At 45.4% G+C, this 18522-nt stretch carries 17 protein-coding genes and 1 other RNA gene; all 18 read right to left on the reverse strand.

Annotated elements, in window-relative coordinates; genetic code table 11:
• Window position 1: 1 nt before the first annotated feature.
• Window positions 2-1033: a low-specificity L-threonine aldolase gene (gene ltaE / locus GT1_RS07285; protein WP_188398140.1), complete on the reverse strand. Its 1032-nt coding sequence runs from the start codon at window positions 1031-1033 to the stop codon at window positions 2-4.
• A 177-nt stretch (window positions 1034-1210) separates the two neighbouring features.
• A non-coding RNA gene (gene ssrS / locus GT1_RS07290) (6S RNA) lies at window positions 1211-1388 on the reverse strand.
• A gap of 80 nt (window positions 1389-1468) precedes the next feature.
• Window positions 1469-3256, reverse strand: coding sequence for an aspartate--tRNA ligase (aspS, locus tag GT1_RS07295; RefSeq protein WP_075756048.1), 1788 nt, complete (start codon window positions 3254-3256; stop codon window positions 1469-1471).
• A 35-nt stretch (window positions 3257-3291) separates the two neighbouring features.
• Complete coding sequence (hisS, locus tag GT1_RS07300) at window positions 3292-4557, reverse strand: histidine--tRNA ligase (protein WP_188398141.1); 1266 nt, start codon at window positions 4555-4557, stop codon at window positions 3292-3294.
• Window positions 4551-6149 carry a coproporphyrinogen dehydrogenase HemZ gene (hemZ, locus tag GT1_RS07305; RefSeq protein ID WP_223226101.1) on the reverse strand — a complete coding sequence of 533 codons (1599 nt, stop codon included), beginning with the start codon at window positions 6147-6149 and terminating at the stop codon, window positions 4551-4553. The genes hisS and hemZ overlap by 7 nt, the downstream gene beginning before the upstream one ends.
• Window positions 6139-6588 carry a Fur family transcriptional regulator gene (locus tag GT1_RS07310; protein ID WP_075755563.1) on the reverse strand — a complete coding sequence of 150 codons (450 nt, stop codon included), beginning with the start codon at window positions 6586-6588 and terminating at the stop codon, window positions 6139-6141. The genes hemZ and GT1_RS07310 overlap by 11 nt, the downstream gene beginning before the upstream one ends.
• 27 nt (window positions 6589-6615) lie before the next feature.
• Entirely contained in the window at window positions 6616-7236 is a 621-nt protein-coding gene (locus GT1_RS07315) for an MBL fold metallo-hydrolase (protein ID WP_188398142.1), read from the reverse strand.
• A gap of 146 nt (window positions 7237-7382) precedes the next feature.
• A complete protein-coding gene (dtd, locus tag GT1_RS07320; protein WP_188398143.1) occupies window positions 7383-7832 on the reverse strand; it encodes a D-aminoacyl-tRNA deacylase in 450 nt (149 codons plus the stop codon).
• 10 nt (window positions 7833-7842) lie between these two features.
• On the reverse strand, window positions 7843-10056 hold the full coding sequence (locus GT1_RS07325) for a bifunctional (p)ppGpp synthetase/guanosine-3',5'-bis(diphosphate) 3'-pyrophosphohydrolase (protein WP_075755560.1): 2214 nt from the start codon (window positions 10054-10056) through the stop codon (window positions 7843-7845).
• Window positions 10057-10100: 44 nt separating this feature from the next.
• Complete coding sequence (locus GT1_RS07330; protein ID WP_075755559.1) at window positions 10101-10613, reverse strand: adenine phosphoribosyltransferase; 513 nt, start codon at window positions 10611-10613, stop codon at window positions 10101-10103.
• Window positions 10614-10633: 20 nt separating this feature from the next.
• Window positions 10634-12685 carry a single-stranded-DNA-specific exonuclease RecJ gene (gene recJ / locus GT1_RS07335; RefSeq protein ID WP_188398144.1) on the reverse strand — a complete coding sequence of 684 codons (2052 nt, stop codon included), beginning with the start codon at window positions 12683-12685 and terminating at the stop codon, window positions 10634-10636.
• 85 nt (window positions 12686-12770) lie between these two features.
• Window positions 12771-13088: a lipopolysaccharide assembly LapA domain-containing protein gene (locus tag GT1_RS07340; RefSeq protein ID WP_188398145.1), complete on the reverse strand. Its 318-nt coding sequence runs from the start codon at window positions 13086-13088 to the stop codon at window positions 12771-12773.
• Window positions 13089-13309: 221 nt separating this feature from the next.
• Window positions 13310-13750, reverse strand: coding sequence for a DUF456 family protein (locus GT1_RS07345; protein WP_188398146.1), 441 nt, complete (start codon window positions 13748-13750; stop codon window positions 13310-13312).
• Window positions 13751-13823: 73 nt separating this feature from the next.
• The gene (locus GT1_RS07350; protein WP_188398147.1) at window positions 13824-14852 is read right to left on the reverse strand and encodes a hypothetical protein; all 1029 of its coding nucleotides are present in this window, start codon (window positions 14850-14852) and stop codon (window positions 13824-13826) included.
• A 107-nt stretch (window positions 14853-14959) separates the two neighbouring features.
• On the reverse strand, window positions 14960-15868 hold the full coding sequence (gene secF, locus GT1_RS07355; protein ID WP_188398148.1) for a protein translocase subunit SecF: 909 nt from the start codon (window positions 15866-15868) through the stop codon (window positions 14960-14962).
• A gap of 12 nt (window positions 15869-15880) precedes the next feature.
• The gene (secD, locus tag GT1_RS07360; RefSeq protein WP_188398149.1) at window positions 15881-17086 is read right to left on the reverse strand and encodes a protein translocase subunit SecD; all 1206 of its coding nucleotides are present in this window, start codon (window positions 17084-17086) and stop codon (window positions 15881-15883) included.
• A 47-nt stretch (window positions 17087-17133) separates the two neighbouring features.
• Window positions 17134-17817, reverse strand: coding sequence for a phosphohydrolase (locus GT1_RS07365; RefSeq protein ID WP_075755553.1), 684 nt, complete (start codon window positions 17815-17817; stop codon window positions 17134-17136).
• Window positions 17818-17920: 103 nt separating this feature from the next.
• The gene (locus GT1_RS07370) at window positions 17921-18502 is read right to left on the reverse strand and encodes a 5-formyltetrahydrofolate cyclo-ligase (RefSeq protein ID WP_188398150.1); all 582 of its coding nucleotides are present in this window, start codon (window positions 18500-18502) and stop codon (window positions 17921-17923) included.
• Between the last annotated feature and the right edge of the window lie 20 nt (window positions 18503-18522).

Below are 18522 nucleotides of genomic sequence, written 5' to 3' on the forward strand. Positions count from 1 at the left end.
ATCACCCTTTTATTATGCGTGCCATTGTATCAATGGTATATTGAATATCATCCCTGGTAATTCCATAGTGGGTTACCATACGAATTTTGTGATTACCAAACTGACTGATTTTAATTCCTTGTCCAGCAAAACATGCAGATAACTCAGCGGCAGTTTTCCCACTCTGCATGGTATCGATAACTACAATATTAGTTTCAACATCGCTTGCATCAAAGCCTATCCCCATATTAGCAACAGCATCGGCCAGCATCCGGGCATGTGCATGATCTTGCTCCAATCTCTCCACCATGGTGGAAAGCGCAACAATACCGGCAGCCGCAATAATACCGGCTTGCCTCATGCCACCGCCAAGCATCTTGCGATAGCGGCGGCAGGTTTCCACGAAATCCCTTGAACCTGCCAATAAGGAACCAACAGGAGCGCCTAAACCTTTGGACAAGCAAAACATGACCGAGTCCGCATATGCAGTAAGTTTTTCCACAGCAACCTGCTGCCTGGCAGCTGCATTAAATATTCTGGCACCATCCATATGAACAGGTATAGTATGTGCTTGAGCCAGTGTATAGATGCCGGCAAGGGTTTCAATAGGGTAACACTTGCCGCCGGCCCGATTATGCGTATTCTCTAAACAGATTAGCGAAGAGCGTGGCTGATGAATATCCTGAGGGCGAATCGCCGGTTGCACAACCTCTGGCGTTAAAATGCCCCGGTGACCGGCAAGTGTTTTTGCCTGAACGCCAGCCAAAACAGCTAACCCTCCCACTTCATAGAAAAAGATATGAGACTCTGCTTCACATAAAATTTCATCCCCCCGTTGTGTATGGGCTAATATCGCTAATTGGTTGCCCATCGTGCCACTGGCAACAAACAAACTGGCTTCTTTGCCGGTCATCCGGGCCCCCAGTTCTTCCAGCCTATTTACCGTGGGGTCTTCCCCATATACATCGTCGCCTACCTCTGCCCGGTACATTGCCTCGCGCATTGCCGCTGTCGGCATGGTTACGGTATCACTTCGTAAATCGACTAATCGCAAAACTTTCACTCCCATCAAAATATGTTGCTATATTCTACATATAAGGTATCTGATTACTATTCTGTCTAAATGTGAAAATTCCTGGCAAAGGCTACTACTACTTTAAAAGAAAATGGATTATCCCGCCTCATATACCTGAGAGGGATAATCCATTGTAAATCAATTCAGTTGGCATACCCAATCCCCACTATGCCGTATCGCCTGTGTTTTGAACCTGCCCTCGGCAGGTGGGTGCTCGCCTGACTACTTTATGTGTCCCTTGTATCCTGGGCATACACGCTATAATCAGAGCCTGGCTCCCTAAGTCAATGTGTTGGCTCAAAACATAGACTTTACACGTGCACAGCAGGGTTGAGCTGCTTCCTTTGTTCGCTTTAATATTATCAAATAAGTCAAACAATTGCAAGAGTAGCAGCTGTAGAATATTTTTCCAGCTTATTTTTTGGTAACAACCTCAGATTTTATATATAGTTCTTTAAGCTGCCGCTGCCCGACTTCTGCCGGTGCCTGCATCATCATATCGGAAGCACTTTGGGTTTTGGGGAAAGCAATGACATCCCGGATAGAAGCGCGTTTGGCCATAAGCATAACCAAACGGTCCAGACCAAAAGCAATGCCACCATGGGGCGGAGTGCCATATTCAAAGGCTTCAAGCAGAAAACCAAATTTCTCCACAGCTTCTTCAGGTGTTAAACCGATGCCTGTGAAAACTTTTTCCTGCAGGCTGCGATTATAAATCCTGATGCTGCCGCCGCCAAGTTCGATACCGTTAAGCACCATATCATAAGCTTTGGCTCTAATTTTGCCAGGTTCGCTGCCCAGATACTGAACATCTTCATCACGCGGCGAGGTAAACGGATGGTGCATGGCAACCCAGCGCTTGTCTTCTTCGTCGTATTCAAACATGGGGAAATCAATAACCCACAGGAAAGAAAGCTTATCGGGATCAATTAAGTTTAAACGACGGGCCATCTCCAGTCTGAGCTGTCCTAATGCGGCTGCCACCACACTAGGTTTATCGGCAACAAACAACAACAAGTCACCGGTTTCAGCCTGAGCGGCCTCAGTCATTTGTTGGATGGTTTCCTCACTGAAGAATTTAGTAATTGGTGATTTCAGACCCTCAGTGGTATAGGAAATCCAGGCTAACCCCTTGGCTCCATAGGTAGCAACATAGTCTACCAGACCATCAAGCTCACGCCGGGGTGCATTAGCGTAGCCTTTAACATTAATCGCCTTAACTTGTCCGCCGTTAGCTAATACCGCATCAAACACCTTAAACCCGGAGTCCTTAAAGATACCGGACAGATCAATCAGCTCCATGCCAAAACGAAGGTCAGGTTTGTCTGAACCATAACGGGCCATAGCCTCGTCATAGCTTAAACGGACAAAGGGTGTAGGTACATCGGCACCGACACCTTCTTTAAAGATGTAGGCAATCAGCTTTTCCATCAGGGACAGGATATCTTCCCGTTCAATAAATGACATTTCAATATCGAGCTGCGTAAACTCCGGCTGACGGTCAGCTCTCAGATCTTCATCACGGAAACAACGGGCAATCTGGAAGTAACGTTCCATGCCGGCAACCATTAATAACTGCTTGTAGATTTGCGGAGATTGGGGCAAAGCATAAAATTTGCCCGGATTCACCCGGCTTGGCACCAAATAATCTCTCGCACCTTCCGGGGTGCTTTTGGTGAGAATGGGAGTTTCAATCTCAACAAAATTATGTTTATCAAGAAAATCCCGCATGGATTTTGTTACCCGGTGTCTGAGCATCAAATCCTGTTGCATTTCAGGACGCCGCAAGTCAAGATATCTGTGCCGTAAACGCAGCAATTCGTCTACCTCAATACCATTTTGAATATAAAAAGGCGGGGTTTTTGCTGTATTTAGGATTTTTAGTTCATTGCCATATACTTCAATAGTACCTGTAGCCATATTAGGATTGACAGTAGCTTCCGAACGAGCTTTAACCACGCCGCGTACAGCTAAAACATATTCGTTCCTAACCATCTCGGCTTTAACAAAAGCGTCTTTGTCAACATCAGGGGAAAATACTACCTGAACAATGCCTGAGCGGTCACGTAAATCGATAAAAATCAACCCGCCATGGTCACGGCGTCTTGAGACCCAACCACACAGGGTGACTTCCCGTCCGGTGTGATCCTCATTTAAATCGTTGCAGGCATGGGTACGTTTTAACCCCTGCATTGTATCAATCACAATTGTTTCATGAGCTGTTTCTATTTGTGCCATTACTTCTCCATCCCCTCTGTAATCATCGAAATCAAGTCAGCCTTGTCAATTAATTCCTGACTGCCTGCTTCCATATTTTTTAACATTACTTTATTTTGTGCCAGTTCATCTTCACCGATAAGTGCCACAAACCTGGCCGGATACTTGTTAGCATACTTCATTTGTGCCTTTAGACTGCGGTTCATAAAATCCATATCGGCGGCAATACCTGCCCGGCGCAGTTCTGTCAAAATTTCAAAGGCAGCTGCCTGTGTTTCCTGCCCCAGCGGGGCAACAAAGACCTCAATGGCATTGGTTACTGACGGCAGTAATTCCTGTTTTTCCAGAGCCAGCAGCACCCGCTCCATCCCTATGGCAAAACCAATACCGGGTGTAGGTTGTCCACCGCATTCGGCAATCAAGCCGTCATAACGTCCGCCGCCACACACCGCACTCTGTGCCCCCAACGGCGCATATTGAATTTCAAAGGCGGTTTTAGTATAGTAGTCAAGCCCGCGCACTAACCGGGGATTAAGCACAAAACTAATGCCTGCAGCTGTCAGCAATGCCTGTAAGCCGGTAAAATGGCTGCCGCACTCCTCGCACAAACAGTCTGCCATGTGCGGCGCACCCTGAGATTGCACGGTACAGGCTTCGTTCTTACAGTCCAAAATACGCATAGGATTACGGTCATAGCGCGACTGGCAATCTGGGCATACATGCGATAATTTGTCGCGGAAAAACTCCTGCAGCCTGCTGCGGTAAACAGGACGGCATGCCGGACAACCGACCGAGTTAATGAGTAGTTTTAAATCGTTGAGTCCTAATTTGTTGAGAAACTCGACTGCCAGGCTGATAATTTCGGCATCAATGGCCGGCCCCGGTGCGCTCAAAGCCTCAACGCCGAATTGATGAAATTGACGGTAACGGCCGGCTTGCGGCCGGTCATAGCGAAACATCGGCCCAATATAATAGAGTTTTGTCGGCTGTGGTCCGGCGTATAGCTTATGTTCTAAATAAGACCTGACTACGGCTGCGGTATTTTCAGGACGCAAAGTGAGGCTGCGTCTACCTCTGTCAGTAAAGGTATACATCTCTTTCTCAACAATATCGGTCGTCTCGCCGATGCCGCGCAAAAAAAGTTCAGTATGCTCAAAAATCGGGGTACGAATCTCTTGATAGGCAAAATTATGGCACACTTCACGGATTACTTGTTCTATATACTGCCAGTATCCGCTACTGTCAGGCAATATATCTTTTGTTCCCCTCGGTCCGCTTGTTAGCATAATGAATCCTCCTTATGGTCGCCATACAGTCTTGAAAGCAAGGTATTTCTTTCACATAAGTAATTATCTAAATTTGCAATGTATGCAAAAACATCTTTCGCATTATAACAGCTCTGAAGCCGCCAAACACCCTGGTGGCTTACCGCTTTAGTACCGGCAGCAGGCCCGATGCCAATGATGGTTTGCCGTTCTTCCATAATTTGAATATTATAAATGCAGTCTGTTCCCGGCTTAGCATAACCAACATTCTCAAAATTTCCGGTCATATACTTCTGCCGGTACAAGTAGTAAGGATGCATATCCATACTGGCAGTATATTGAGTCGCAAGCTGCAGCATTGACTGGGTTGTTTCCTCATTAGGCAACACTTGTTCGTTGATTATACCGGAATTCAGGGATTCCTTCAGGATAGAGCCCCGCTTTAAAGCTAATGTATGTATCGTAATATTTTCAGGATTAAGTGCAACGATTTGCCGCATGGTATCATCCATATCAGCAGCCGTTTCACCGGGAAGACCGGCGATTACGTCCATATTGATAACTGGAATCGCCGCGCGGCGAATTTTCCCGAATATGTCTATTATATCCTGAACACTATGCCGCCGTCCAATCTGTTTTAAAGTTTTATTTTGCATAGTTTGTGGATTTATGCTAACCCTGTTTACCCCGTTATGGCGAAAAACATCAATTTTCTCATCATTAACACTGTCAGGCCGACCGGCTTCCACTGTCCATTCTTTAGTCTCTGCTCCCCAAAAAGCACACTTGATCAACTGCAACAGATTATTAAGATCAGTGGCTGTTAAACTTGTAGGAGTTCCACCACCAACATAGATGCTTTCCACTGTCAGGCCATATTTGGCTACCAGTTTAGCAGTACTTTGGATGTCTTTAGTAATTGCCCGTAAAAAAGCATCAAGCTGTTCTCGGCGCTCAGGCAGCACATATGCCGGAAATGAGCAGTACAAACATCTCGATGGACAATAGGGTATACCTATGTAGATACTTATTTTTTTACCATCGGCAAGATGACCTGGTCTGGCAAGCATCGGCCGCTGATGAATGGCAATACCTGTGATCAGTTCAGCCTTTGCCGGTTCTATGCCGTAATCTTCCACCAGTCTGCTAATAATGTTATGGCAACTTTCGCCCTGGTCCAACAGCCGGTGAGCAATTTTTGTCGGACGTACACCGCGTAATATTCCCCAGGGAGCTGGATTCTTTGCTGTTATCTTACGCATAAGCAACAGCAAAGTAAGGCGTACCAGATGCCTGGCAACGCCTGTCACATCTTCCCCGCCGGCATTTTTACCGCCTGCCGGCGGCACCGGACGAGTCTGGCACGCGCTTTGCGATTGAGAATTACCGTCTGAATCACAGCTGCTTACAGTTACCTTTACGGCTACTTCAGCGCCTGCAGGGCTGACAGCAACCGCTACCAGGAAACTGGAGCCGCCAAGTTTGGTTAGTGCGGCTCCTTCCGGCCAGCCTCCTGCATATGTCACCTTAAATAAGGCCATGATGTCACGCACCGCAGCTAACACGTCAAATTCCGCACCAGTAGCAGTATAAAAGAACTCTTTACTCTTCACGTTTTTCGCGGCACTCCCCGCAGTATCCATAAAACTTTACCTGATGGTCGACAATAGTAAAGTTACTGTTTTTAGAGATTTTATTCTCAAGATCATCCAGAAGATCGTCCTCAAACTCAATAACCTTACCACAATAGAGACAAATAAGATGATGGTGGTGGTGCGGCGTGCTGGTTTCATTCATCTCATACCGGCTGCGTCCATCGCCGAAGTCCATCTTTTGCAGAATATCGAGTTCACTAAGCAGTTCAAGGGTACGGTATACTGTCGCCAAACCGATATCATTGGACTGCTGTCGCACAATATTGTGAACATCTTCAGCACTTAAATGCTTATCACGGTTATCAATAAATACCTGCAAAATAATCTGCCGCTGCGGCGTAAGCTTATACTCGCGCTCTCTAAACATTTGGCGCAAATTAGATAAATCAATCGTCATACATTTTACCTGCCTTTATTAATTCATTTATTGAATAAAGGAATTATGGGTACGTTCCCAGCCAATTGTGGTTTCCGGACCGTGTCCTGGCAGTACCCTGACATCATCGGCGAGTGGCATAAGATTTTCTTTGATACTGTGAATTAACTGACTGTAAGAGCCACCGGGGAAATCAGTCCGTCCAATTGACCCTGCAAATAAGGTATCTCCCGCTACCAGCAGTGAATCGGTCAAGAGACAGATGCCCCCGGGGGTATGGCCAGGAGTGTGCAGCACCTTTAACTCAATATTCCCAATACTAATCGTGTCATTATGGCTTAGCAATCTGTCAGCACTCTGACAGACCATACCACCGCCGATATATATTGACAGGTTACGCTCGGCGCTTGTCAACATCTCTGCATCTTCATAATGAATTAAGACTTTTGCACCGGTAGCCTGTTTAACGGCATCATTGGCAGCAACATGATCCGCATGCCCGTGAGTATTAATAATATATTCCACTTTAAGCCCTGCCTTATTAATCTCGGCAATAATTGCTTCGGCACTGCCACCAGGATCAATCACCGCGGCTTTTGAGGTTTGTTCACAATAGAGGATATAACAATTTGTTCCTAAATGCCCTACTCCCATCTGAATCACTTTCACTTAAATCACGCTCCTATATATAACCTGCTAACTATTTTGCAGGCGGGTAGGATGTTGGCAAAAGCACACGCCAAACCGCCAGTGGCAAAGCGTTGTCAATACACCACCCGCCTGCGACTGCAAAATTCCTTGCTGCGAATATATGCTTAAAACAGCCGTTTGCTGTCTAACAGCATGGTTACCGGCCCATGGTTAGTCAAGCGGACAATCATCTCAGCCTGAAACTTGCCACAAGCTACCGAAACCCCCATATCCCGGCATAGTGTTACGAAGTATTCGTAAAGGGCTATAGCTGCTCTAGGCGGCGCAGCGGTATCAAAGCTCGGCCGGCGTCCCTTGCGGCAATCACCATACAGGGTAAATTGAGAAACTACCAATAGTTCTCCCTTTATATCCTTAAGGGATAAATTCATTTTTCCCGCTTCATCAGGAAAAATTCGTAAATTTACAATTTTTTCCGCAAGGTAGTTAGCATCCAGCTCGGTATCCTCCTGTCCTACCCCCAGAAAAACAGTCAGGCCTGTGCCGGCAGCGGCAATCTCCTGATCATCGACTGTTACACTGGCATTATCGGTCAATTGAACAACAGCCCTCATCAGACTCCTCCTACAGTTGGGTCATACGATGCACACTATATACATCCTGAACTCGTCGTATTTTAGTCATGATATGTTCCAGCTGGCTCAGATTGCCGATATCAATATCCATATTAATAACCGCAGTTTTATTTTTTTGCACGCGGGCATTAAGGGAAGACACATTTATTTTGGAATCTGAGGCAATCATCATAATATCTGACAGCAAATTAGGACGATCGGTACCGGTAATTTCAATCGAAACTTTGTATAATGTATCACCGGTAATATCCCAGCTGACCTCAATCATGCGCTCATATTCTTCCGGATTGTTGTGGATATTGGGGCAATCGGCACGATGCACCGATACACCCCGGCCTCTGGTAATATAGCCTACAATCAAATCACCCGGAAGCGGATTGCAACACCGCGCCAACCTGACCATCAGCCCTGACTCGCCTTTGACCAAAATACCATGACCGGATTTATTTTTCTGCCGTTTGGGTTTGAGACCGGCCAGCATAGCCGAAACATCAGGAGGGGTGGTGCTTTTTAATTCTTTTTTATAGGCCTCAATCAGTTTGGTCATAACCCCATGCAAAGTAACTCCGCCATAACCCAAGCCTTCAAATAAATCTTCTTCACTGGAAATATTTAATTTTTTTGCCGCTTCACTCAAACGGTCACCCTTTATCAGATCGCGCCATTCGTAGCCAAGCTTCTTGGTCTCCCGTTCAATCATTTCCCGGCCTTTGGCAATGTTTTCTTCCCGTTTTTCTTTTTTAAACCATTGCCTGATTTTATTGCGGGTTTCTGATGCACCAACTACGTTCAGCCAATCCCGGCTGGGACCATTCGTCTGCTTGGCAGTAATAATCTCTACAATATCACCATTGGTGAGCTTATATTCCAGCGGTACAATTTTACCGTTGATTTTAGCGCCAACACACCGGTGGCCTACATCGGTATGAATACGATAAGCAAAATCAATGGGTACTGAACCGGCAGGCAAATCAACGACATCGCCCTTGGGAGTAAATACAAATACCTCGTCGGCAAAAACATCCAATTTCACCGTTTCAATAAATTCACGCGGATCTCTTAAATCACGGTGCCATTCCAAAAGCTGCCTTAACCAGGCTAGTTTTTGATCAGAGTCCTTAGCTGCTGCCTTACCGCCTTCTTTATAACGCCAATGAGCAGCAATACCATATTCGGAAATACGGTGCATCTCCAGGGTACGAATCTGGATTTCCAGCGGTTGTCCGGATTGACCGATAACTGTCGTGTGCAGCGACTGATAGCCATTGGACTTAGGCATAGCAATATAGTCTTTAAATCTGCCAGGCAGAGGCTTCCATAATGTATGGACAATGCCCAAGGCTCCATAACAGTCTTTTACCGTATCAACAACAATACGAATAGCTGATAAGTCATAAATTTCACTGACATCCTGCTTATGGCTTTTTTTCATTTTTTTATAAATACTGTAAAAATGTTTGGGCCTGCCTTGGATTTCGGCTTTAATGCCAACACCGTCAAGCCGTTCGTTCATAAGCGCAATGGCGTCTGTGATAATCTCTTCCCGTTCTTTGCGCTTTTGTTTTACCTGTTCAACAAGCCTGTAATACTTTTCCGGCTCCAGAAATCTAAAGGCCAAATCTTCCAGTTCCCATTTAACATTAGAAATCCCCAGCCGGTGGGCGAGCGGCGCAAAAATCTCCAGCGTTTCACGCGATATTTCCTGCTGCTTATACGGCGCCATATATTTAAGGGTTCGCATATTATGCATTCTGTCGGCAAGTTTTATCAAAACCACCCGGATATCTTTGGCCATCGCCAGGAACATCTTGCGATAGTTCTCCATTTGATGTTCTTCTTTGGATTTATACTCAATACGGCTTAATTTAGTAACCCCATCGACCAGCATGGCGATTTCTTTACCAAACTCTTTTTCCAGCAGTTCAAGCGTAATATCCGTATCTTCCACCACATCATGCAGCAAACTGGCACTGATGGTTATGGCATCAATCTGCAAATCGGCCAGGATATTGGCAACTCCCAATGGGTGACATATGTATTCGTCTCCAGATACCCTAAGCTGCCCTTCATGTGCATCATGAGCCATTTGATAGGCTTTTTCAACCAGCGGCAACGGCGCATCAGGCTGGTAAACTTTGATCTTGGCAAGTATATTTTCAAGCGTAGGCTTTATAGTCCTTTTTCCTTGTGCATCGTTACCCATGTCTCACCTCTTACTGCTGCTACAGACAACCGGATTTATTACTGTTAATACTGAATCAGTGAACCAATATCATAACCGGTCAACACTTGACGGCCATTTAAGAAAGATAATTCGACCAGAAAAGCCAGACCTACAATCGTACCACCTAATTGTTCTACCATTTTAATGGTTGCCAGAGTAGTACCGCCTGTTGCCAGCAAATCGTCAACAATTAGTACCCGGCTCCCTGGTACAATAGCATCTTTATGAATTTCCAAAGAACCTTTACCATACTCTAAAGAATACTCATAGCTTACAATTTCTGCCGGCAGTTTGCCTGGTTTACGAACAGGCACAAAACCGGCTCCCAAGACATAAGCGACAGGAGCACCAACCGCAAATCCTCTTGCCTCAGGACCGATAACAATATCAATCGGTTGCTGTTTATAAGGCTCAGCCAGTCTATCGATAGCTAAGCGGAAGGCTTTTCCGTCTTTGAGCAAAGTGGTAATATCTTTAAATTGAATTCCCGGTTGAGGAAAATCGGGTATATTGCGAATTTTTTCCTGTAGATCCATTATGGATGAACCCCCTCAAACTAAATATGCTGATTCAAGAACTCTTCACGCAGTCTTATGCTTTCCCTAAATGTAGGTGAATCTGTCAGTTCAAGCCTGGTCGTCGGCGCAGGCTGAAGATGAATCCTAAACACATCCTGCTCAACGAATTCCCGGGTTAGTAATTTTAGCTCCCCCAAAATGGCTAGCGATAAGTCAATAACCCGTTCAGATAAAGTTTCTTTATAGTTGCTGAAAATATTATCCGAAATATTCCGAAGGGACAAATCATGCAAACCAGACCTATTGTATCGTTTTAACGTCAAATATACCTGACTTACACAATCGCGGTCAGGCGCAATTGCATTTAGTTTTGCCTGTGTCTGCCGGTCAAGCGATTGGCGAACATCCCGCGCTGTAAGCTGCAATTTTTTGTGACCTTGCCATTCATTATACTTAGGGACAAATACCATATCTATGGTTTCATTACAAGTAAGATTATCTGATAATTCCCCCATATTCCAGGCAATGACATCATTAACTGACGTATGCTCCAAGGTAAGTTTCAAATGCCGGCTTTGTTGTCCGACAAGCCGCTTTTCCCTCAGCTTAACATTCCGGCAGGCAAAGAGCGGACTCGGATTGGCAAAGCCATATGGTTCAAGGCAGGCTAATTGCTCGATAAAGGCAGCATTGACTTCTTCCAGCGCCAGAACCGAATCAATAGTAAGAATCGGTACATAATCTGCTGCTGACAATGTTTCTGTCGCAATAGCCTGTAACCGTTCCCTGAGCAGCGGGATATTTTCAGCCGGAATTGTCAGCCCGGCAGCCTGGTGATGACCGCCAAACTGAGTTAGTATATCAGAACAGCGCGACAAAGCTGTATAAATATCAAACGCCGGTATACTGCGGCAGGAGCCTTTGCCATAACCCTCCTGGATACTAATCATAATTACCGGTTTATAATATTTTTCTACCAAACGCGAAGCTACAATGCCAATAACTCCGGAATGCCAATTTTCACCAGCCAGCACTAACACCTTGGCAGTACTTAACTCTATGGCTTCAAGCTGTTCTTCAGCCTTAGCCAGTATTAATTTTTCGATGGCTTGGCGGGCAGAGTTTTCTTCGTCTAACAGGTTTGCAAGTTCGCGCGCATACTCGGAGTCATTGGTAAGCAGCAGTTCTACCCCGGTGGCGGCCTGACTGACACGCCCTACGGCATTAAGCCGGGGGGCAATGACAAACCCCACACTGCCACTATCAATACCTTTGCCTGTCAGGCCACACACTTCCACCAATGCCTTTATCCCCGGGTTATCGGTAGTAAGCAGCCGGTTTAGTCCCAGCTTGACCAATATCCGGTTTTCTCCGGTAAGCGGGACAATATCGGCAATTGTGCCAATGGCCACAATCTCTATATAATCGAAAAAACTATTACCAGTTCCATGATAATGCTGCCATAAAGCTTGACACAGCTTGAAGGCAACACCAACTCCGGCTAAATTTTTTTCCGGATAGGCACAGCCAGGCTGTTTAGGATTGATAATGGCTAACGCCGGCGGCAGCTGCTGTGGCGGCTGGTGATGGTCGGTTACGATTATATCCAGCTGCCCTTGTACAGCCTCAATTTCTTTTATGGCACTGATGCCGCAGTCAACGGTAATCACTAAGGTGGTTCCTGTCTGTTTCAGATTGTTTAACGCGGCGATATTAAGGCCATAGCCTTCGCTTTGCCTGTCTGGAATGTAAAATTCAACATTAGCCTCCAGCCGGCTTAAGGTTTTGTATAAAATTGCACAGGCAGTAATTCCATCTACATCATAGTCGCCGTAGATCGTAATTTTCTCCCGGGCTTCCAGCGCATGAGCAATTCTCAGGGCAGCAGGTCCCATATCTTTGAGTAAATATGGGTCCGCAATATGTTCCATACCGGCATATAAAAATTCAACAGCCTTCTGCTCGTCTGTAATGCCACGATTTATTAGCGCCTGTGCAATATGCCTGGATATATTAAGTTTCCGGCTGAGTTCACTTGCCAGTTCACCCTTAACTGGAAATAACCTCCATGCCTTTTGCAGCCTAGCCATATAAAGTTTGCAGACCTCCGTAATGCTATATTAGATAATTGTAGTATACAGTGTAACATTTTGCAACTTTGCCTGTTCTTAGCAATTATTGCTGATTTTGCGGCTGGATCTCCTGAGGAGTTTCCTGCTGGATTTCCTGCTTAGCTTTTAGTTCATGATTTTCCGCTTCTAATTGCCGCTGTGTTTCGTTTAACTTAGTGATGGTGCGTCTAAGCTTGAACTGTACCAGCAATGAAAGTGACAGAATAGTCATCGCACCAAAGGTAGCTGCTCCCAAAATAATGATAACCAGCGAGGTTTGAAAACTCCACATTAAAAAGCTTACAGTCACCGGCAGCGAATTTTGCACAGCAAAAACGGCAACCAATAAGGCGAACACAAAAGCAAATAATAAATTCATCATATTTTATCACCATCCACAAATATATCTTAACGGTAGTATTCTCGCAAAAACTTGAATATTCCTTTTAAAATTAGCGATTTCGGCAAATAAAAGCAAAAACAGGCAACCGCCTGTTGAGTCCTTTGGGATGTGAGTTATAAAGAAAACATGGCCCTGCGCCAAACCTTTGGCGACGACAGAAGCCGATGTTTATCCTGCTCTTAAGAAAGTTATACTTTCTGTTAGGGTAAAAATAAATACATATGGATAAGCACAATCATGATAAGCCCACAAGCAAATCTAAGGCATGCCACTCCGGCTAACCGCAAAAGTACACTGGTAACCGTATCACCCCGGGGCAGCAATGTTTTACCGGCAACTAATTCCCACACAGCAAGTCCGAGAAGCGGTCCAAGCAAGGCATTAGTGGCCAGCATACCCGCCAAATGAGTTGCCGTACAATTAACACTAAACACAGGTGATACAGAATAACTTCGTGTCAAATATAGCCTGAGTACTCTGCCTCCCAACTCGGCCGTAATTGAAATTAACACCAATAAGGCAACCAGCCAGGGAGCAGCACTCACATACCCGGTAACGGCACCGTAAAAAGCAGCCCCGAGTAATATAAGCAGTGTTCCCGGCAGTTTTAAGGTTACTGTACAAAAAAGACCTGTCACCATTATAAATGTTACAAAAAATTTGACCACCAAAAGTTACTTACCTCGTTTCACACCACTCTGCCTATTGGTAGTATTAGTGTAACTTGTTAGCCTCCTGTTTATGTAGAAAGTACGCTATGCAGCCAATAAAAACCGTCATGATCACCCCGGTAACACTCATGAGCATAAGAATGGTTTCCAGCTTAGCATAACTGCCAGCCCATACAAATACAGCAGATAAGCCGAGAGCCGGCCAAAAGTTAAATTTGGTAATTACACTAAGCTGTTTAGCATTAACTAACATGGCCGGAACCATTGTATTGATCAAAATGCAAAATAAGATACTGTCAAACCCGAGTGCAAGCCAACTACCAAACGTCCTGTCGGCAACTGCCGACAATGGCAGTAAACCCGGAGCGCCGCTTGTCAATGCCAGATGAACCAGCACCAGGGTAAAAAAGCCCTCAAAAAATTTTGCCAATATCGCCAAATACACGCCTGTATAATTTTTTGCCGCAAAATAGGTTCCCGTTTCCACTACCAGGGCTGAACGCATGCCTCCGGCATTATAGCCAATGAGCGCCAATACTAAAGGCCAGCTGATATTCTCGAACGAAATCAGGCTTTCAAAGGATACTATCGGAATAGTATCCTGCAGCATAACTACCATCATCCCGATTGCCGGAATAAATAGCAGTGCCAAATAATTAGAAAGCTGAAGTATTTCCCGGCCATAACCGGCTGCCAACAAAGAACACGCCACTATACAGAGCGGGACGGCAATTGTATAGGAGATCCCCGTAAGCTGCTGCAACAATTGTCCGGCAAAATAACCACCGGTCAATGTACTGGCCGGTAACGATACCGCCAGTACGGAAAGTGCCAGCAGCCATTTGCCGCGCACCCCAAATAACCGCTTAACCACAGCTGGCAACTCACGCCCGCTTCTTGCGCCAATCCAGGCAGAAACACCTGCCACTATGGAGCCAAATATCATATAAGCCAGAAATACGGTAGCATAAATACCATTGCCTAATAACGAAGCCATGGCCGGAACAACAGCTACATTATCACCGGCAATATGAACAATGGCCAGCGACAATGCCGGTAGTATCACTCCCATACGTATCGCCCCCTGCCTGCTAATAGGATATTACCCCGGGGCGTTAATGGTGCAAAAAAGCCTGAGGTAATTTATTTTCCTCAGGCTTTTTGATTTCATATAATGTTTTACTTGGCGCCTTTTGCCTTCATTTCAATACGCCGCTTTTCATCATATTCTTTCCAGTCAACCCACAGCTGGCTGGAAGTAAATATCGAGGAATAGGCACCGACAGTAATACCGATTAGCAGCGCCAGCGAGAAATTTTTCGTTGTTTCGCCGCCAAACCAATAGAGGGACCCGGCAGCGAACAACACTGTCAGCACAGTATAGATCGAGCGGGTCATAGTCTGCCATACACTGCGGTTAACCAGTTCTTCAATGTCATCATTTTTCTTGTAGTTTCGCAGATTTTCTCTAATTCTATCAAAAATAACAATTTTGTCATTAATAGAGTAACCGACAACTGTTAACAGGGCAGCGACAAAGGCAGCATCGATCTCTTTTTGCAGAATCGAAAAGGCACCGATGGTAATGATTACGTCATGAACTAATCCCAAAATTCCGCAAACCGCAAATTTGAATTCAAAGCGGTATGTGATGTACACAATCATGAGCACCCAAGAGATTACCAAAGCAAAAACGGCTTGCCGGGTCAGCTCGGAACCGACAACGGCGCCAACCTTTTCCACCCGCAGAACTTCAAAAGCCCCTAGCTTGGTTTCGAAACCTTTCAGCACGGCACGGCGTTCATCCTCGTTTAATACATGGGAGCGGATAAATACATTAGGGGAAACAGACTCTTGCCCTGTCAAGGCTAACTGAATTGTACTATTCTCCAATTGATAGTCTTTAAGCACATCCCGTACCTCGGCTACGGTAACAGGCCGGGAAAATTTTAGATCCAACAATGTGCCGCCGGTAAAATCAATGCCTAAATTAAAGCCTTGGATTGCTATTGACAGCAGGCCGGGAAGGATAAGGCATATTGAGAGCAGATACCACCACTTACGTCGTTTAACAATATCAAATTTCATCTCTTTTCCCCCCTAAGCCCCGAAAAACTTGCCATTTTTAATGATATTGGCGTTTATAAGAATTTTTAACATAAACCGGGTAGCTGTAATGGCGGTAAACATACTCAAAACAATCCCCAGGCCCAAGGTAACAGCAAAACCTTTAATCGGTCCTGTTCCCAGGAAAAAGAGTACTGCTGCGACAATCAGGGTGGTGATATTTGAGTCCAAAATAGTAGAAAATGCGCGGGTAAAACCGGCATCGATGGCTGCCCGCAGGGTTTTACCATTACGGTATTCTTCCTTAAAGCGCTCAAAGATAAGCACATTGGCATCAACGGCCATACCCATTGACAGAATAATACCGGCGATACCCGGCAGGGTTAATGTGGCATTAAGCATTTTTAGGCTAGCTAACAGCAGCATTACATACAAAACCAGAGCTACATTGGCAACAAAACCAGAAACTCTGTAAAATAGCAGCATAAAAATAACAATGGCAGCAATGCCAATTACAAAGGCTTCCACACTCTTGGCTTTTGAATCTTCACCCAAAGTCGGACCTACAGTCCTTGTTTCCAATACATCGACTTTAACCGGAAGCGCACCTGAGCGCAGCAGGATTGCCAGGCGTTCCGCCTCTTCCATGGAACGGTTGCCGGTGATGACCGCCTTGCCGTTAGGAATGGCTTCCTGCACAACAGGATTGGTCAATATTTGTTTATCCAATAAGATGGCAATATGCTTGCCTACGCTTCTTGCCGTCAGGTCTGCAAATTTCCTGGTACCTTCATCGGTAAACTCAATAGCAACCAGCTTTTGACCGCTTTGGTCGATCTGTGCTCTGGCATCTTTCAAATCTTTACCGGTCAGCACAATATTACCGCTTTCATCCTGAAACTCCATAAGTGCTGTTTGTCCCAGCATTTCAATGGCTTTTTCCGGATCCTTTACGCCCGGTAATTCAACAATGACCCGACGCTCCCCTTGGCGCTGTACAAGCGGTTCTGTAAGCCCAAGCTCATTAATCCGGCGTTCAATAATATGAACGACCCGTTGCAGAGCATCGTCGTTAACCTTAGCTTCCGGCGTATCAGATGCCTCAAGTACAACATGCGTTCCCCCCTGTAAGTCAAGCCCTTGTTTAATAGACAGGGCTAATGGCGGCATATAGTAGCCGGCAACAGCGAGAATTGCCACAATAACAACCAAAAATTTGGTTAAATTCCCCCACCTCAAAAGGTTGTCCTCCAATCTTGCTAATAGGTTTTTTTCGATAACTATGACTATAGCAAATCATAGTCGTTAATTACCAGTTTGAAACGGCAGTTTAGTACTTCTGCCGCCCGCCGGCACATAATCATCCGTTGTAAAAATATTTCAAAGTACTCCATAACAGGGCAAATATCGGTGTCAATGGTGACATAGAGTGTTACCGTCCGGGAATCTTTGTCAATAATTAGTTTACTGCTTTCGGCTGCATAATTTACCCTGTCATGGATCTCAAATTTAGCAAAGTCACGATTGGTAACCCGCGCACGATGAACATCTGATTTATCAGCCAAAATTAGCGCGGCGGCTACATGATTAACGGCATTGCCGCGTTCTTCTTCATGATTGCCAATGGCAGATATAACCAAGGCAACTTCTTCCGGCGGCATCTGCATGCGGGTAAGAATGGTAAAAGCCATTATCGCCCCGGAACCACCATGATTATACCTATTAATCATATTGGCAATATCATGCAGATACCCTGCGATACCTGCAAGTTCACAGTCCCGTACCGGAAATCCCAGTTCATGCAAAACCTTATACGCTAAAGCTGAGACGATGCCGGCATGTCTAAGACCATGTTCAGTAAAGCCCAAGCTCCCAAGATACTGAGTACTTCGGGTAAGATAAACATTTACTTCGTGATCTGCTTTTAATTGAGCAACAGTGACGTCTTGTCCGATAGTAGCAATTGACATGACCAATCCTCCGATTATCAAATTAGCCCTGCCTGCCCAATATCTCAAGACTAGATAATCGGTACCGGCAGGTAAAGAAAAATATAACTACTTACATTTTGCCTTACCTGCAAGTAAATATGCCTTCTTCTGTAAGTAAATAATTTACTGGTTTATCATGCTCGTCAGTCGGCACCGTTTCCAGTATCTGCGCCGCCCAGGCCGCCCCAATAAGTTCGGCTTTGTTGGCTCTTAGCAGAAACCGGTCATAGTAGCCGGCTCCCATGCCTAAGCGCCGTCCGGTTTTGTCAAAAGCCACCCCGGGGACAATTATGAGGTCAAGTTCACTTGGTTCCAGTAAGTTTAAGGTTGCCGGATTCGGTGTAAGCAAATTAAACTGTCCTACCACCAGATCCTCAAGATTGGCAATAATGGCGGCATCCATTAACCCCCTGGTCTCACGCATATGCGGCACACAGATGGTCTTACCGGCAGCAAGCGCATGGGAGATAACTTTATCCAAGTGAGGCTCATCAGGCATTGCCAGATACAGCATAATATTTTTAGCATTTTGATATACAGGCCAGGTGAACAAATGCTCAGCAAGCCTGCCACTACCGGCAGCCACTTCCTCCCGGGTCATTTCGCGTCTAATGGCTAAAATTTTTTTACGCAATTCTTTCTTGGCATCTTTATTAATCTCCATGATGTTTTCCCTCCCCCTTA

Source organism: Sporomusa sp. GT1, assembly GCF_014634905.1.
Lineage (GTDB): Bacteria > Bacillota > Negativicutes > Sporomusales > Sporomusaceae > Sporomusa > Sporomusa sphaeroides.

Coding starts and splice junctions, on each gene's coding strand:
- GT1_RS07370 (WP_188398150.1), bottom strand. CDS start 18,502: ATGGAGATTAATAAAGATGCCAAGAAAGAATTGCGTAAAAAAATTTTA.
- GT1_RS07345 (WP_188398146.1), bottom strand. CDS start 13,750: ATGGTGACAGGTCTTTTTTGTACAGTAACCTTAAAACTGCCGGGAACA.
- dtd (WP_188398143.1), bottom strand. CDS start 7,832: ATGAGGGCTGTTGTTCAATTGACCGATAATGCCAGTGTAACAGTCGAT.
- GT1_RS07330 (WP_075755559.1), bottom strand. CDS start 10,613: ATGGATCTACAGGAAAAAATTCGCAATATACCCGATTTTCCTCAACCG.
- secF (WP_188398148.1), bottom strand. CDS start 15,868: ATGAAATTTGATATTGTTAAACGACGTAAGTGGTGGTATCTGCTCTCA.
- GT1_RS07350 (WP_188398147.1), bottom strand. CDS start 14,852: ATGGGAGTGATACTACCGGCATTGTCGCTGGCCATTGTTCATATTGCC.
- GT1_RS07310 (WP_075755563.1), bottom strand. CDS start 6,588: ATGACGATTGATTTATCTAATTTGCGCCAAATGTTTAGAGAGCGCGAG.
- GT1_RS07340 (WP_188398145.1), bottom strand. CDS start 13,088: ATGATGAATTTATTATTTGCTTTTGTGTTCGCCTTATTGGTTGCCGTT.
- hisS (WP_188398141.1), bottom strand. CDS start 4,557: ATGCTAACAAGCGGACCGAGGGGAACAAAAGATATATTGCCTGACAGT.
- GT1_RS07325 (WP_075755560.1), bottom strand. CDS start 10,056: ATGGGTAACGATGCACAAGGAAAAAGGACTATAAAGCCTACGCTTGAA.
- recJ (WP_188398144.1), bottom strand. CDS start 12,685: ATGGCTAGGCTGCAAAAGGCATGGAGGTTATTTCCAGTTAAGGGTGAA.
- GT1_RS07365 (WP_075755553.1), bottom strand. CDS start 17,817: ATGTCAATTGCTACTATCGGACAAGACGTCACTGTTGCTCAATTAAAA.